Annotated in this window: 12 protein-coding genes; 10 read left to right on the forward strand and 2 right to left on the reverse strand. The window is 71.4% G+C overall.

Translation table 11 applies throughout. The features are described from left to right. The first annotated feature begins 108 nt into the window (after positions 1-108). Together ABD951_RS14875 and ABD951_RS14880 are read left to right on the forward strand one after the other, a co-directional pair. Positions 109-2,679, forward strand: coding sequence for a DNA polymerase III subunit gamma and tau (locus tag ABD951_RS14875; protein WP_345346103.1), 2,571 nt, complete (start codon positions 109-111; stop codon positions 2,677-2,679). Then, positions 2,676-3,743 (forward strand): DUF6670 family protein, encoded by a 1,068-nt coding sequence (locus ABD951_RS14880; RefSeq protein ID WP_345346106.1) that lies wholly within the window; start codon positions 2,676-2,678, stop codon positions 3,741-3,743. Before ABD951_RS14875 ends, ABD951_RS14880 begins: the two co-directional genes overlap by 4 nt. A 33-nt stretch (positions 3,744-3,776) precedes the next feature. Here the strand turns inward: ABD951_RS14880 and ABD951_RS14885 are convergent, their stop codons facing one another. Beyond that, the gene (locus ABD951_RS14885) at positions 3,777-4,748 is read right to left on the reverse strand and encodes an alpha/beta hydrolase (protein ID WP_345346109.1); all 972 of its coding nucleotides are present in this window, start codon (positions 4,746-4,748) and stop codon (positions 3,777-3,779) included. Between the two features lie 103 nt (positions 4,749-4,851). Next, complete coding sequence (locus tag ABD951_RS14890; protein WP_345346372.1) at positions 4,852-5,727, reverse strand: AraC family transcriptional regulator; 876 nt, start codon at positions 5,725-5,727, stop codon at positions 4,852-4,854. Between the two features lie 375 nt (positions 5,728-6,102). Between ABD951_RS14890 and ABD951_RS14895 the strand changes: the two genes are divergently transcribed. The 8 genes from ABD951_RS14895 (at position 6,103) to ABD951_RS14930 (ending at position 15,418) form a co-directional block, all read left to right on the forward strand. Beyond that, positions 6,103-6,594, forward strand: coding sequence for a peptidase associated/transthyretin-like domain-containing protein (locus tag ABD951_RS14895; protein ID WP_345346112.1), 492 nt, complete (start codon positions 6,103-6,105; stop codon positions 6,592-6,594). 110 nt (positions 6,595-6,704) lie between these two features. Further along, positions 6,705-7,388, forward strand: coding sequence for a hypothetical protein (locus ABD951_RS14900; protein WP_345346115.1), 684 nt, complete (start codon positions 6,705-6,707; stop codon positions 7,386-7,388). 85 nt (positions 7,389-7,473) lie between these two features. Then, positions 7,474-9,444 (forward strand): sensor histidine kinase, encoded by a 1,971-nt coding sequence (locus ABD951_RS14905; RefSeq protein WP_345346118.1) that lies wholly within the window; start codon positions 7,474-7,476, stop codon positions 9,442-9,444. Further along, positions 9,441-10,079: a response regulator gene (locus ABD951_RS14910; protein ID WP_345346121.1), complete on the forward strand. Its 639-nt coding sequence runs from the start codon at positions 9,441-9,443 to the stop codon at positions 10,077-10,079. The genes ABD951_RS14905 and ABD951_RS14910 overlap by 4 nt, the downstream gene beginning before the upstream one ends. A gap of 195 nt (positions 10,080-10,274) precedes the next feature. Further along, entirely contained in the window at positions 10,275-11,489 is a 1,215-nt protein-coding gene (locus ABD951_RS14915) for an acetyl-CoA C-acetyltransferase (protein WP_345346124.1), read from the forward strand. 31 nt (positions 11,490-11,520) lie between these two features. Continuing rightward, the gene (locus ABD951_RS14920; RefSeq protein ID WP_345346127.1) at positions 11,521-13,662 is read left to right on the forward strand and encodes a 3-hydroxyacyl-CoA dehydrogenase NAD-binding domain-containing protein; all 2,142 of its coding nucleotides are present in this window, start codon (positions 11,521-11,523) and stop codon (positions 13,660-13,662) included. 196 nt (positions 13,663-13,858) lie between these two features. After that, positions 13,859-14,632 (forward strand): SDR family NAD(P)-dependent oxidoreductase, encoded by a 774-nt coding sequence (locus tag ABD951_RS14925; RefSeq protein ID WP_345346130.1) that lies wholly within the window; start codon positions 13,859-13,861, stop codon positions 14,630-14,632. Between the two features lie 27 nt (positions 14,633-14,659). Then, positions 14,660-15,418: an IclR family transcriptional regulator gene (locus ABD951_RS14930; protein WP_345346133.1), complete on the forward strand. Its 759-nt coding sequence runs from the start codon at positions 14,660-14,662 to the stop codon at positions 15,416-15,418. Positions 15,419-15,456: the final 38 nt, after the last annotated feature.

Here is a 15,456-nt window from a genome sequence, read left to right on the forward strand (position 1 = left end):
GATTTGTTTCACCTTCCTCACACCGTGCGTCGGGTGTGAGGACAACCGGACCACCCCGACATCCTGGTCAGACGCCGCGGTGTCGGGGAACCTCGGTACCCTCACCGCGTGGCCCTCTACCGGAAATATCGACCGGCGACCTTCGCGGAGGTGGTCGGGCAGGAGCACGTCACCGAACCGCTGAGCACCGCACTCGACGCGGGACGCATCAACCACGCGTACCTGTTCTCCGGTCCGCGCGGCTGCGGCAAGACGTCGTCCGCCCGCATCCTCGCGCGGTCGCTGAACTGTGTGCAGGGCCCCACGTCGACCCCGTGCGGCACCTGCCACTCCTGTGTCGCGCTCGGCCCCGGTGGCCCCGGCAACCTCGACGTCATCGAGCTCGACGCGGCCAGCCACGGTGGCGTCGACGACACCCGCGAGTTGCGTGACCGCGCGTTCTACGCGCCGGCGGAGTCGCGGTACCGCATCTTCATCGTCGACGAGGCGCACATGGTGACCACGCAGGGCTTCAACGCCCTGCTCAAGATCGTCGAGGAGCCGCCGGAGCACCTGATCTTCGTGTTCGCGACCACCGAACCGGAGAAGGTGCTGCCGACGATCCGGTCGCGCACCCACCACTACCCGTTCCGGTTGCTGGCGCCGAACACGATGCGCGGGCTCCTGGAGAAGATCTGCGCGCAGGAGCACGTCGCCGTCGAGGACACGGTGTACCCGCTGGTGATCCGGGCGGGCGGCGGGTCGCCGCGTGACTCGCTCAGTGTTCTGGACCAGTTGCTCGCCGGCGCCGGTGCGGAGGGTGTCACCTACGCCCGGGCGCTCGCGCTGCTCGGCGTCACCGACGTCGCGCTGATCGACGAGGCCGTCGACGCTCTCGCGGCCGGGGACGGCGCGTCGCTGTTCGGCACCGTCGACAAGGTGATGGACGCCGGGCACGATCCGCGCCGGTTCGCGGTGGACCTGCTCGAACGCCTGCGCGACCTGATCCTGATGCGTGCCGTCCCGGACGCCGGCGAGCGAGGCCTCGTCGACGCCCCCGGCGACGTCCTCGAACGGATGCGAGAGGAGTCGCAGCGGATCGGTCCGGCGACGCTGGCCCGGTACGCGGAGCTTCTGCACGCCGGACTCGGTGAGATGCGTGGGGCGACCGCGCCGCGGTTGCTGCTCGAGGTGATCTGCGCCCGGATGCTGTTGCCGTCCGCGTCGGACGCCGAGTCGGCGGTGCTGCAACGGCTCGAGCGGCTCGAGCAGGGTGGGGCGCTCGCCTCGTCCGGTGGTGCGGCTCCGGCGGTGCCGACCGCGGTGTCGGCACCCGCCCCCGACCGGTCGCCCGCAGCGGACGAGCCGGCTCCGCGTTTCCAGCGACCGTCGCAGCGTCGACAGACCGAGGCCGCCGAGGCGCAGGCCCACGATCGGACGCAGGAGCAGCCCGCGGCCGTCGCACAGGCCGACGCGACAGCGCAGGCCGAGGCGGCCCAGGCGCAGGCCGCCGCCGAGGCGGAGGCCGCCGCGCGTGCCCAGGCTGCCGCCGAGGCGGAGGCCGCCGAGCGGGCCCGGCGTGCGGCCGAGGAAGAGGCCGCTGCGCGGGCCAGGGCCGCCGCCGAGGCGCAGGCCGCCGCGGAAGCGGAGGCGGCCGCTCTGGCCAAGCTCGCGGCGGAGGCGCAGGCCGCCGCCGAGGAGGCGGCAGCACGAGCACGGGCCGCGGCGGTGCCGCCCGTGGTGCCCGACGCCGCGGACGTGCCGTCGGAGGCCCCAGCGCTGTCCGACCAGGATCTCGTGGCCGCGTCGGCGCAGCCGGAACCCGGCCCGACCGGTGTCCTGGACGCCGTCAGCGACACCGCACCGGCCGTGGCCGCCGCCCCCGACGCCGTGACTCCTCGGGGCGACACCCCTCCGACGGAGGATGTCGCCGCAGGCACCGCGGACGTCGGCGAAGCGGCTCCGGCCGATGAAGAGCTCGCCGGCCATCTGAACGAAACCGCCTCTCCCGCATCGGAGTTCGACCAGGGATCCGTCGAGGTCGCGCCTCCGGCGGCGGCGGAGGCTCCGGTCGCGACGCCGCGGTCGGACGAGCCGGATGCGGCCGCGGTCCGGGCTGCGTGGTCGGACGTGCGAACGAAGGTGCGCGAGCACAGCCGCACCGTCGAGGTGATGCTGTCCGGCGCCTCCGTCCGCAGTGTGGAGGGCGGCACGCTGGTGCTCGTGCACGCGTCCGCGCCGCTCGCCAAGCGTCTCGTCGAACCCCGCAACGCCGACGTGATCCGGCAGGCGCTGCGCGAGGTGTTCGGGGTGGAGTGGTCCGTCGACTGCCAGGTCGGCGCCCCCGACCAGGCCGCGGCGGCCCGGCCCGCGCCGTCGCGTGAGCAGGCGAAGCCGGCTGGTGCGCCGAGGTTTTCGCGGCCGAGTCAGTCGCAGGCCGCGCCGGCGCGTCCTTCCCGTCCCGAGCCGGGTCCGCCGGTGGACGACATTCCGCCGCCGGACTACCCGGATTACCCGGACGATCCGGGGCCGCCGCCCGACTTCGTTCCGCCGTCACCGGACTCGGTGACCCCGGAGGACGAGGAGGAGATGATGGCGGAGGCGGCCGAACCGGTCGATCCGTCCTCCCGCCGCGACCCCGACGAGGCCGCGATCGAGCTGCTGTCCAACATGCTCGGCGCGAAGCCTCTCGACGGGTGACCGGGCGTCGCAGCGTCGCCGAACGCGCGCTGTCCCTCGTGAACCGGGGCGCGTCGGGCCCTCAGCCGCCGGTGCGGGGCCCGGTCGACCTGCGTCCGCCCGGCGGTCGAGGGCCACTCGGGTCGCGCTGGTTCAACTGGGCGCACTACGGCGTGATGGTGCCGAATCTCCCCGAACCACATCGGTACTTCGGGGTGATGGCGATCGTCGGTACCCCGGAGGTGTCGGTCTTCGCGAACGACTGGGCGATCGCGACGACACCCCGGGACAGCGCCACCGTCGTCTCGTCGACCGCGGCGATGACGGACGGCGGATTCGGGCCCTACGCGACGTCCCGGGACTGCGAGTTCGCGGCCGACGGCAGCGTGCTGCGGTTCGGTGACGACCTGATCATCGAGTCCCGCCACCCCGAGTTCACGGTGCGGCGTACCCACCCGGAGGTGCGCGTCGACCTGACGCTGCGGGCGACGGGGCAGATCAGCCGGTTCTTCGACGTTCCCGGCGTGTATCGGCACTGGAGCCTGTTGTGCGAGTACGAGGGCACCGTCGGTCACGCGGGGGAGGTGCAGGACGTCTCCGGGCTGTGCACGCTCGAGTATGCCCGCGGGGCCGGTGCCCACAGCGTGTTGCCGATCGGGTTGGCTTCCCGCGCAAAGCTTCCCGCGCGACTGTTCACCTATCACGTGGTCAATCTCGACGAGGACACCCAGGTGCTGCTCAGCCATGTCACCGGCCCGCGTGGCATCCCGCTGCTGCGCACGGCGTACCTGCGGTCCCGGGACGGGTGGAGCGTCGGATACACGACGGGCTGCGTGCTCACCGTCGAGCGGTACGCGGACGCGCCGCACCGTACTCCCGACGGTCGGGACATGACCCTGCCCGCGCGCTTCCGCTGGCGCCTGAGCGCTGACGGCACTGAGTTGCTGCTGCTCGAGTGCACGGCCGGCGGGGACTGGACGTACGGACTGGGCGCCGGATACGTCGGCAGCTTCCGGTTCGAGGGGCACCACCGCGGGCGGGAGGTCACCGGCCTCGGCTACGCCGAGTACGTCGACGTTCGCTGAGGATCCGGTACGCCGGGCGGGACCCCCGAGGGGTCAGGCGGTCTGGCGCTGCTGCGTCGCGACCGTGCGCCGCGCGAAGTCGACACTGAGGGTGACGAGTTCGCGGCTCTCCCGCAGGATCGTGCCGAGCACCGGGAACGCGTGGATCTGCCCGCTCCAGAGGTGGGTCTCGACGGTCCGGCCGGCCCGCTCGAGCCGGGTGGTGAGCAGTTCGACGTCCGGGCGCATCAGCTCGTACTCGGCGCAGGAGAGGAACACCGGAGGAAACAGCGCCGGGTCCGCGTCGACCGGGGAATCGACCCCGACGATCGCGTCGGGCCCGCCGAGCCAGCGGTCCTTCAGCTTCGCCACCTGCCGCATCGGCAGGTAGGCGTCCTTGCGCATGAACGCCGCGTCGTGCCGTTCGAGGTGCAGGCTGAGCAGCGGGGAGTAGCCGATGACCGCGACCGGTCGCGGCAGTCGCTCCCTCGCGGCGATCTCGGCGATCTTCATCGCGAGGTAGCCGCCGGCGGAGTCACCGGCGACGACGATCTTCGTCGGGTCCGGACAGGAGTCGAGCAACGCGCGGTAGGCGGCCATCGCGTCGGCGATCGAGGTTCCTACGCCGCCGTCGGGCAGTTGCCGGTACTCCACCGAGACCACCGGCACCCCGGCGCGTGCGGACAGCAACGCGCACACGCTGCGATGGGTGCCGCGGCCGCAGAACACGAATCCGCCGCCGTGCAGGTAGAGGATGGTCGCGTCGGCGAGGGCGTCGGTCGCGGCGCTCCGGTGCACGACCCGCTCGCAGGGCACCCCGCCCAGTGTCAGCGGCCTGACCTCGGTGCCCGGCGGCGCGGGCAGGCGGTCGGCGTAGGTCTCCAGTTTCGCGAGCAGACGGATGCCGCTGTCGGTCGTCGGCCACACCGTGAACAGCGGTTTGACGATCGCCCGGGCCACCCCGGCGATCACGCGGGCGCGGATGCTGACGTCCCAGTGCCAGACGGTGTTCTCCCCCGTGCGCATGGCGTCCCCCTACTGAACGTGACGGTCTGTCACGCACACGATAGGGCGAATGCGACCGGCGGCGCCGGAGATCGGTTCGTCCGGTTCGGGGCCGCGTCCGCGGTCAGCCCCGCAGGGACTGGGACGGGGACGTGCCGTACTTGTTCCGATACGCCGCCGCGAACCTGCCGGTGTGGGTGAACCCCCACCGTTTCGCGATGTCGGTCACGGTGCAGTGGCCGTCGGCGGCGAGCAGTTCCCGATGCGCTCGTTCGAGCCGGATGTCGAGAAGGCATTCCGACGGGCTCCGCCCGACGTACTTGCGGAATCCTTCCTGGAGGCGGCGCACCCCGACACCGGCGCACTCGGCCATGTCGACCGCAGTCCACATCCGACCCGGATCGGCGTGCAGGGCGTCGAGCACCCGCTTGACGATCCGGGGGCGGGGTGCGGCCGCCTCGGCCGGGGGCGCCGCCGCGAGGATCAGGGCCGTGGTGACGGCACCGGCAAGCTGGCCGGCGACGAGATCGTTGCGCAGCAGCCCGGAGTCGGTGGTGAGTTGTTCGGCGAGGGAGTGCACCAGCCGGAGCCAGCTCGCCCCCTCCGGGGTGCGGAGGTCGAGCTGCAGCGGCAGCCGGCCACCCGGTTCGGCAACCCGCACGAGGTGTGCGTCGAGATGGTCGATGCCGATGCCGACGCCGAGGATCTGGCATCCGCGGTCCCACCGGTCGATGTGGGTCGTGGTGTCGGGTGGGCAGATGGTGGCCTGGCCGACCGCCGAGACCACGTCGACCCCACGGATGACGGAACCGAGGTGGCCCGAGAGCGGAATGTTGACGCCGTAGCCGCCGGGGTGTTCGGACTCGACCGTCACGTCGGCGCCCCACCCGATGCGGGCCAGGCGGATCGGGCCGAGCGTCGCCCGGCCGACGACCAGTCCGGCGGTGCTGTCCCGGGACAGTCGCGTCAGGGTGTGGGGGTAGTACGCGGCCGACACCATGCGGGATGCCTCGTCCCAGTCGTCCGGGACCGGGAGGGTCGGCAAGGTCGCACCGGGACAGGGCGGATGGTGAGGCGTCGGGAGGGCGGAGGCGGACACCGACGGCGCCGCATACGGCGATGTGGTCATCGGCTCGGTCACCTCCGTTCGACAACCGATCCGGTGGAGGTGGCCGTCATCCCATTGAACACCGGACCGCCTCGACGGCATCGGACAACAGGCTGAATTCGTCCTCCGCAGGTCACGTGAGGACTCGATTCGCAATATGTACAGCTACCGCGCAGTAGGGATAGCGCACGAAAGGCAACGTGGGTAACGTTTGCTGCCACCGACGTCGGCCCAGGTCGGCGGCGCGACGGCAAAGGAGTACCGGACGTGCAGATGCAGCCACTCGAACCGTCGTGTCCGAGCGGCGAGTTCCCGGGCCCGGGCAAGCTCACCCTGGTGCCGCCCCTCGAACCCGACGACGCCCTGCCGAGCGGATCGCTGCGGATGGTCGGCATCGTCCGGACACGGTCCGGCGACCCCATCCCCGACGCCCGCCTCGACTGGTGGCATCCGGCCGACGAGAGTGCCGCCGACACCGGCCGGGTCGCCGACCCGACGGGTTCCGCGGTCACCTGCGAACGCGGCAGCTTCGACGTCGTCGCCGGCGACCCCGAGGAGCACGTGCGCGTGGTGGTGCGCGCCGACGGGTACGTTCCGCTGGAGGTGCGTCTGGTACCCCTGCCGGGGCTGCCCGCCATCTCGCCGCCGATCAGCCGGTCCGGGCGTGCACCCCTCGCGGTCCGGCCCGGCGCCGCGGACCAGGTCGAGTGCTGGTGCGAATTCGCGTTGGCACCGACGGAGACGCTCACCTCCGTGTGAGAAATTCCCGGCCGGCCGGGTCATCGGACCCTGGTGGCCGGGACACCGGGCGTCACATCCTTCTCTCCAGTCGATCCGCCCTCCGGGCGGGCAGCGAAGGAGGGAAGCCGATGAACATCAGCAGTCCCGTGGCGGCCGCGTCCGCCACACCGGTGGACGGCCGAGCCCGCAGCCGTACCGGGTGGCTGGCGGCCGGCGTCGTCGCCGGGCTTGCCGGAGTCGTGGGCATCCAGGCCAGTGGCGCCGTCACCGCCGTCTACGACGAGTCGATCGCCGGAGACCCCGTCGCGATCGCCCGGCGGCTGGCCGACCAGCGCACCCAGATCGTCATCGAGCACACCGGATTCGCCGTCGCGGCGCTGGCATTGCTGGTGTTCGCGGCGGGCCTGTCCCGGTTGCTGGCGTCGCGGCTCGAGTCGGGCAGCGCGCTGCCCCAGGTCGCCGCCGGGGGACTGTTCGTGACCTCGGCGATCTGCCTGATCGGCACCGGCCTGACCACGGAGCTGATCTTCGGGCTGTCCGAGGACTCGAAGATGGTGCCGGAGTTCGCGGTCGTCGGCGCGCACTGGCTCGGCACCATCCCGTGGCTGTGGGCGGCCGCGGGTGTCAGCGCCCTCGCGGTCGCGGTGGCGTCGCTGCGCGGCGGTGCCCTGCCGCGGTGGCTGGGGTGGACCAGCGCGGTGCTCGGTGCGGTGACGGTGCTGGTCGGGATCTCGCCGATGCAGTACCTGGCCGGGTTCACCGGTCCGGTCTGGGTGCTGGTGTGCGCCGTGGGACTCTGGTTCGCGAAATAGGGGGCATTCGGCCCGGTCGGTGAGTGTCACCCCGACCGGGGTGACACTCACCGACCGGCGGCGGAGCCGCGAAAGGAGTGACGGGGTGAGCGAGCGACTCGAGGGGTCGGTGGGCGGCGGTGCGCCGGTGCCCGCCGCTGCGCTCGCCGTGACGGCCTGGGTGCTGGCGGTCCTGTCGGTGGTCGCGTTCCTCGCGGCCGACCCGACGTTGGACGCCGACCAGATGTTCTTCCTCGTCGACCTCGTCGGCGCCGCCGTGTACGGCACGGTCGGGGGTGTCGTGCTGGCCCGGCGCGTGCATCCGGTCCCGATCATCCTGGGGCTCACCGCGATCGGGGTCGGGCTCGCCGCGTTCAGCTACGCGTACACGCAGCTGGCCGCGGTCCGACCCGGGCTGCCCGGGGTCGCCGCGATCGAGCCGCTGCAGAACACCGCGTGGATTCCGGGCACCCTGGCGTTGTTCCTGGTGGTGCCGTGGCTGATCCGCGATCAGCGGCTCGACGCGGTCGGCCGCGTCGGGTTGGTCGCCGGGATCGCGACGACGGCATGGTTCTTCGTGGCCCGGACCTGGACCGACGTGGACACGCTCGCGTTGGTCGTTCCGGTCGTCACCGTGGGGCTGATCGCGGCCGGCGACGTGGCGCGCCGGAGCCTCCGGGGTCCGGTTTCCGAACGGATCGGGCTGGGCTGGCTGGCGGTCGGCACCGCGCTGATGGCGCTGTCGTTCGTGCCGCTCGCCCTCCCGGCCGCGTGGCCGTGGCTGTGGATGATCACGCCGCTGATTCACCTCGCCGTCCAGGCGTTCTACCCGGCCGCGATGTTGGTCTCGGTGCTGCGACAACGGATGTGGGGCCTGGACCTCGCGGTCAGCCGCGCGGTCCTCGCCGGCACGCTGACGGTCGGGCTGACCGTGCTCTACGTGGTGGTCGCGACCGCGTTGGCGAGACTCCTGCCGACCTCGGATTCGGTTCTCGCGCAGGCGGTCGCGGCCGGTGCGGTGGCGGTCGCGGTGCAGCCGGTCCGGCTGTGGCTGCAGCGCCGGGTGCACGACCTCGTGTACGGCGCCGGTGCCGACCCGGCCCGCGCCGTGCGGGACCTCGGCAGCCGGTTCGCGACCGCGACCGCGCCGGACGCGCTGCCGGCCGAACTGGCCGCCGGGGTGGCGGTGGCGCTGCGGCTGGAGTCGGTCACGGTGTGGCGGGCCGGCGGTCCGGAACCCGTCGTCCGGCACGGGAACCCGACGGGGGAGCCGACGGAGGTCGAACTCGTGCACCGCGGGGCGGCGGTCGGGATGCTCGCCGCGACCGCGCCGGCGGGGGAGTCGCTGGACGCGCGGGCCCGGAAGTCGTTGCAGGAGTTGGCGTCGGTGGTCGCGACGGGGCTCGTCCTGGAACAGGCCGCCCGGGACCTCGAGGCGGCGCGGGACCGGCTGTCGACGGTGCGCCTCGAGGAGCGGCGGGTGATCCGCCGGGAACTGCACGACGGGCTCGGTCCGTCGCTGGCCGGGATCCGGCTCGGTCTGCAGGGGGTGCGGAACCTGGTCGCGGTCGACCCGGAGTCCGCCGTCCGTCTGCTGGATTCGCTCCAGCAGCAACTCGATCACCAGGTCGACGGGGTCCGTTCGTTGTCGCGCACCCTGTTTCCGCCGATCCTCGACGAGCTCGGTCTCGCGGCGGCACTGCACGACCTCGCCGCGCAGCACGCCCGCGCCGGGTTCACGCTCGAGGTGGACGCCCGGGTGCCCGCGACCGTCGACCCCGCGGTCAGTGCCGCCGCGTACGGCATCGCCGTCGAGGCGATCTCGAATGCGCGCAGGCACAGCGGTGTCGATCGGTGCCGCGTCGAGATGGCCTGCGAGGTGACGGGTGCGGACGACCCGACGCTGACCGTGGTCGTGCACGACACCGGTCGCGGTTTCGGTCCCGGCCACACCGGGGGCGTCGGCACCCGCTCGATGCGCGAACGCGCCGGGTTGATCGGCGGGACGTTGGTGATCGACTCGCCTCCGCCGGGCGGCACCAGGGTCACCGCGCGGCTACCGTTGGCCGCATCATGACCGTCATCCGTGTCGCAGTCGTCGACGACCATCCCGTGTTCCGCCTGGGGATGGTCGCGTTGTTGTCCACCCTCGACGGGATCGAGGTGGTGGCCGAGGCCAGTTCCGCCGCGGAGGCGGCCGCGGCGGTGACCGCGGACGTCGACGTCGTGCTGATGGACATCGAGCTCGGTGACGGCTCCGGGGTCGAGGCCACCCGCGCTCTGGTCGCGCGCTTTCCGGCGCTGCGGGTGCTGATGGTGACGATGCACGAGGACGACGACGCGGTGGTCGCGTCGGTGCGGGCGGGCGCGCGCGGTTACCTGGTCAAGGGCGCCGGTCCCGACGAGGTGGAGCGCGCGTTGCGGGCCGTCGCGCACGGCGAGCTGATTCTCGGTGCGGCGGTGGCCGAGCGGGCGATGGGGTTCATGGCCGCCTCGCGTGGTCTCGCGCCGGACGTCTTCCCCGAGCTGACCGAGCGGGAGCGCGAGGTCCTCGACCTGGTCGCCGCCGGCCTCGACACCGCGACGATCTCGCGCCGGCTGGTGCTGAGCCCGAAGACCGTGCGCAACCACACGTCGAACATCCTGACCAAGCTCGGGGTGCCGGACCGGTCGGCCGCGATCGTCCGGGCCCGCGAGGCCGGACTGGGCTGACCAGCGGCGCGGCGTCGCCGATCGGGACGGTCACAGAGCTCGCTCGCTTCGGTCCTAGACCCGAATTTGGAACACGTTCTACTATGGCGTGCATCGGGGTGTCTGCCTCGGGCCGGAGCACCTGGTGCCCGGCACCCGTTGGATCCGCAGAAGTACCGCTCGCACGCGGCACAGCCGTGCACAGGAAGGAACACCGTGACCACAGAGGCATTCATTTATGAAGCCATCCGAACCCCGCGCGGCCGGGGCAAGGCGACCGGATCGCTGCACTCGGTGAAGCCGATCGACCTGGTCACAGGCCTGATCGGCGAGCTGCGCGTGCGGTTCCCGGATCTCGACGAGAACCGGATCTCCGACATGACCCTCGGCGTGGTCTCCCCCCTCGGCGACCAGGGCGCCGACATCGCCCGCACCGCGGTGACGGTCGCCGGCCTGCCCGACACCGTCGGCGGTGTGCAGATCAACCGCTTCTGCGCGTCCGGCCTGGAGGCCGTGAACATGGCCGCGCAGAAGGTGCGCTCCGGCTGGGACGAGCTGGTCATCGCCGGCGGCGTCGAGTCGATGTCCCGCGTGAAGATGGGCTCCGACGGCGGCCCCTGGATGCTGGATCCGGCCACCAACTTCGACACCTACCTGGTTCCGCAGGGCATCGGTGCCGACCTGATCGCCACCATGGAGGGCTTCACCCGCGAGGACGTCGACGCGTACGCGGTCCGCTCGCAGGACCTCGCCGCGAAGGCGTGGGCGGGCGGCTACTTCGCCAAGTCCGTCGTCCCGGTCAAGGACATCAACGGCATCACCGTCCTCGACAACGACGAGCACATGCGCCCGGGCACCACCCTCGAGAGCCTCGCCGGCCTGGCGCCGGCGTTCGCGGGTCTCGGCGAGATGGGCGGCTTCGACGCCGTCGCGCTGCAGAAGTACCACTGGGTCGAGAAGATCAACCACGTCCACCACGGCGGCAACAGCTCCGGCATCGTCGACGGCGCCGCGCTGGTGCTCATCGGCTCCGAGCAGGCAGGCAGGGACATGGGCCTGACCCCGCGGGCCCGCGTCGTCGCGACCGCGACCTCCGGCGCCGACTCGACGATCATGCTGACCGGCCCGACCCCGGCCGCGCACAAGGTGCTCGCGCAGGCGGGTCTGACCGTCGACGACATCGACCTGTTCGAGATCAACGAGGCGTTCGCGTCCGTCGCGATGAAGTTCCAGAAGGACCTGAAGATCCCGGACGAGAAGCTCAACGTCAACGGCGGCGCCATCGCGATGGGTCACCCGCTCGGCGCGACCGGCGCCATGATCACCGGCACCATGGTCGACGAGCTCGAACGCCGCGGCGCCAAGCGCGCGCTGGTGACGCTGTGCATCGGCGGCGGCATGGGCGTGGCCACCATCATCGAGCGCGTCTGACGCTCACGACCTGACCAGGAGAGACGAAACAGTGAGCGAACAGAACATCATCGGTTGGGAGCAGGACGCCGACGGCATCGTCGTGCTGACCATCGACGACCCCAACCAGGGCGCGAACACCATGAACGACCGGTACATCTCCTCGATGAAGGAGACCGTCGACCGGCTGTACGCGGAGAAGGACGCCATCACCGGTGTCGTGCTCACCTCCGGCAAGAAGACCTTCTTCGCCGGCGGCGACCTGAAGAACATGATCAAGGCGGGCCCCGCCGACGCCGAGCACATCTACAACCACAGCCTCACCCTCAAGGCGGACCTGCGCCGCCTGGAGACCCTGGGCAAGCCGGTCGTGACCTGCATCAACGGCGCCGCGCTCGGCGGCGGCCTGGAGATCGCGCTGGCCACCCACCACCGCATCGCCGCGGACGTCAAGGGCGTCAAGATCGGCCTGCCCGAGGTCACCCTCGGCCTGCTGCCCGGCGGCGGCGGCGTCGTCCGCATGGTGCGCAAGTTCGGCATCATGACCGCCCTGACCCAGCACCTGATGCAGGGTCAGCAGCGTGGGCCGCAGCAGGCCCTCGAGGCCGGTGTGATCGACGAGGTCGTGTCCTCGGTCGAGGAGCTGGTCCCCGCCGCCAAGACGTGGATCAAGGCCAACCCCGAGTCCGGCGTGCAGCCGTGGGACGTCAAGGGCTACAAGGTCCCCGGCGGCACCCCGGCCACCCCGGCGTTCGCGGCGAACCTGCCCGCGATCCCGGCGAACGTGCGCAAGCAGATCAAGGGCGCCAACATGCCGGCGCCGCGCGCAATCCTCGCCGCCGCGGTCGAGGGCAGCCAGGTCGACATCGACAACGCCCTGAAGATCGAGTCGCGCTACTTCACGTCGCTGGTCACCGGCCGCGTCGCGAAGAACATGATCCAGGCGTTCTTCTTCGACATGCAGGCCATCGGCTCGGGCGCCTCGCGTCCGAAGGACATCCCCAAGCGCGAGATCAAGAAGGTGGGCGTCCTCGGTGCCGGCATGATGGGCGCCGGCATCGCGTACGTGTGCGCGAAGGCCGGAATCCCGGTGGTGCTCAAGGACGTCACGATCGAGGCGGCCGAGAAGGGCAAGGCCTACTCCGAGAAGATCGAGGCCAAGGCGCTCTCGCGGGGCAAGACCACCGAGGAGAAGTCGCAGGCGCTGCTGTCCCTGATCACCCCGACCGCCGATCCGGCCGACTTCGCCGGCGTCGACTTCGTCGTCGAGGCCGTGTTCGAGTCGCCCGACCTGAAGAAGAAGGTGTTCCAGGAGATCGAGGACATCGTCGAGCCCGACGCTCTCCTCGGTTCGAACACCTCCACCCTGCCGATCACCGACCTCGCGACCGGCGTCAAGCGGGCCGAGGACTTCATCGGCATCCACTTCTTCTCGCCGGTCGACAAGATGCCGCTGGTCGAGATCATCCGCGGCGAGAAGACCTCGGACGAGACCCTGGCCCGGGTGTTCGACTTCGTGCAGGCGATCCGCAAGACCCCGATCGTCGTCAACGACTCGCGCGGCTTCTTCACCTCGCGTGTCATCGGCACGTTCGTGAACGAGGCGATCGGCATGGTCGCCGAGGGCATCGAGCCGGCCACGATCGAGCAGGCGGGCATGCAGGCCGGCTACCCGGCCGCGCCGCTGCAGCTGTCGGACGAGCTGAATCTGACGCTGATGCAGAAGATCCGCGCCGAGTCGAAGGCCGCGGCGATCGCCGAGGGCAAGACGCTGCCCGCGGACCCGGCCGGTGACGTCATCAACCACCTCGTCGAGGGCAACGACCGGAAGGGCCGCCTCGGTGGCGCCGGCTTCTACGAGTACCAGGACGGCAAGCGCGCCGGCCTGTGGCAGGGCCTGCGGGAGCACTTCAACTCCGGGTCGGCCACCCCGCCGATCCAGGACCTGATCGACCGCATGCTGTTCATCGAGGCGATCGAGACGGTCAAGTGCTTCGACGAGGGCGTGATCACGTCCACCGCCGACGCCAACATCGGCTCGATCATGGGCATCGGTTACCCGGCCTGGACCGGTGGCGTCAGCCAGTTCATCGCCGGGTACCCCGGCGGCCGGGAGGGCTTCGTCGCGCGGGCCAAGGAGCTGGCCGCGAAGTACGGCGAGCGCTTCACCCCGCCGGCCTCCCTCGAGAGCTAGTCGGGAAGAACACCGAGGAAGGTGCCCGCCGTCTCCGGACGGCGGGCACCTTCCTCGTTCGGGCACCGTGATCTGCGCTTTCCCGCGAGGCGGAAAGCGGGCTGGGCTGCGCTGCTTCGCGACACTAAGTTCAGCCTGGTGTGAGCCAGGGCACAGTACGCCCCGGCTCGATGAGCAGAACGCGAGGTGCGCGCCCATGTTGACGTTGAACTTTCCGGAGGGTGCCACCCTGATCTTCGGTGGCAGCGGCGGCATCGGTCGCGGCGTCGCAACGGAGTTCGGCCGCGCCGGCAGCGCCGTCGCCGTCTGCTACAACTCCAAGCGCGAGGTCGCGGAGGAGACGGTGACCGAGCTGCGCGCCCTCGGCGTCAAGGCGAGCGCGCACCGCGTCGACGTCCGCGACGAGTCCGACGTCGCGCGGGTGGTCGACGAGGTGATCGGCGAACACTCCCGGATCCACACCCTGGTGTGGGCCGCCGGCCCGGTCGTCGAGCAGGTCCCGGTCGCCGAGACCACGCCGGAGCTGTACCGGCGGTCGATCGAGATCGAGACGCTCGGGATGTTCACCGCCGTGCACGCGGTGTTGCCGCACCTGCGCGAACAGGGTGGCGGATCGATCGTCCACCTCGGTTCGGCGGGGGACCACTGGTTCCCGGCACTGGACGGGCTGTCGGTGATCCCGAAGGCCGCCAACGAGTCGCTTCTGCGCGGAATCGCCAAAGAAGAAGGCGTGCACAATATTCGGGCGAACTCGGTGCTGGTCGGGGTGATCGAGGCCGGCATGTTCCTCGAACTGAAGGAGCGGGGTGTCTTCGACGAGGAGTGGGAGCGCGAGGTGCACAAGCTCGTCCCGCTGAAGCGGTGGGGCAAGCCCGCGGACATCGGCGCCGCCTGCGTGTTCCTCGCCTCGAACGAGGCCAATTACGTCACCGGACAGCAGATTTCGGTGTCGGGTGGATTCGGCGTCTGACCGAGCCCGGATGGAGAGGATGCGGCCGTGACGACGGAACGCGACCAGGCCCCGGTCATGTCGATGTTCGACCGGGTCGAGCTCGTGCTGCAGGCGCTCGACGACTGTGGGCACCTGACCCTGAGCGAGACGGCGCGCCTGACCGGGATCCCGACCTCGTCGGCGCACCGGCTGCTGGAGAAGATGGTGCAGAAGCGCTGGCTCATGCGGGACGGGTCGCGATACGAGCTCGGGGTCCGGCTGTTCGAGCTCGGTTCGCGGGCGGTCCGCAACCACTGGTTCCACCGGACCGCGCTGCCGATCCTGCAGGATCTGCACCGCTCCACGGGCGCCGTCGTGCACCTGGCGTTCCTCGACGGTGCGGAGAGCATCTACTGGGAGAAGGTCTCGGGCACGTTCGGCGCGAAGATCCCGTCCCGCATCGGTGGCCGCTATCCGGCCCATCGGTCCGCGGTGGGCAAGGCGCTGCTGAGCGCGATCCCGCGCGAGAGGCTCGACGAGCCGATCTTCGGCCGCCTCGACCGCGACGTTCGCGGCGGCCGCAAGGACCTGGAGGTGGAACTCGACCGGGTGACCGAGGAGGGCGTCGCGTTCGACCGGGGCACCTCGCTGCCCGGGATCGGGTGCGTCGCGGCGTCGATCGGGTACGGGCTGCCGAAGCCGGCCGCGGTGTCCATCTGCGGGCCGCTCGGCCGCATCACCACCGACCGGCGGATGACCGGTGCCGTCCAGAGCGCCGCCGCGGACATCGCGCGCGCCGTCCGGCAGGCGGCACCGACCGGCTGACGGGCCCGATGTGCGGCCGGTGCCCGGAAGGCCGGGCG

The organism is Rhodococcus olei, from assembly GCF_039540555.1.
GTDB classification, from domain to species: Bacteria; Actinomycetota; Actinomycetes; order Mycobacteriales; family Mycobacteriaceae; genus Rhodococcus_G; species Rhodococcus_G olei.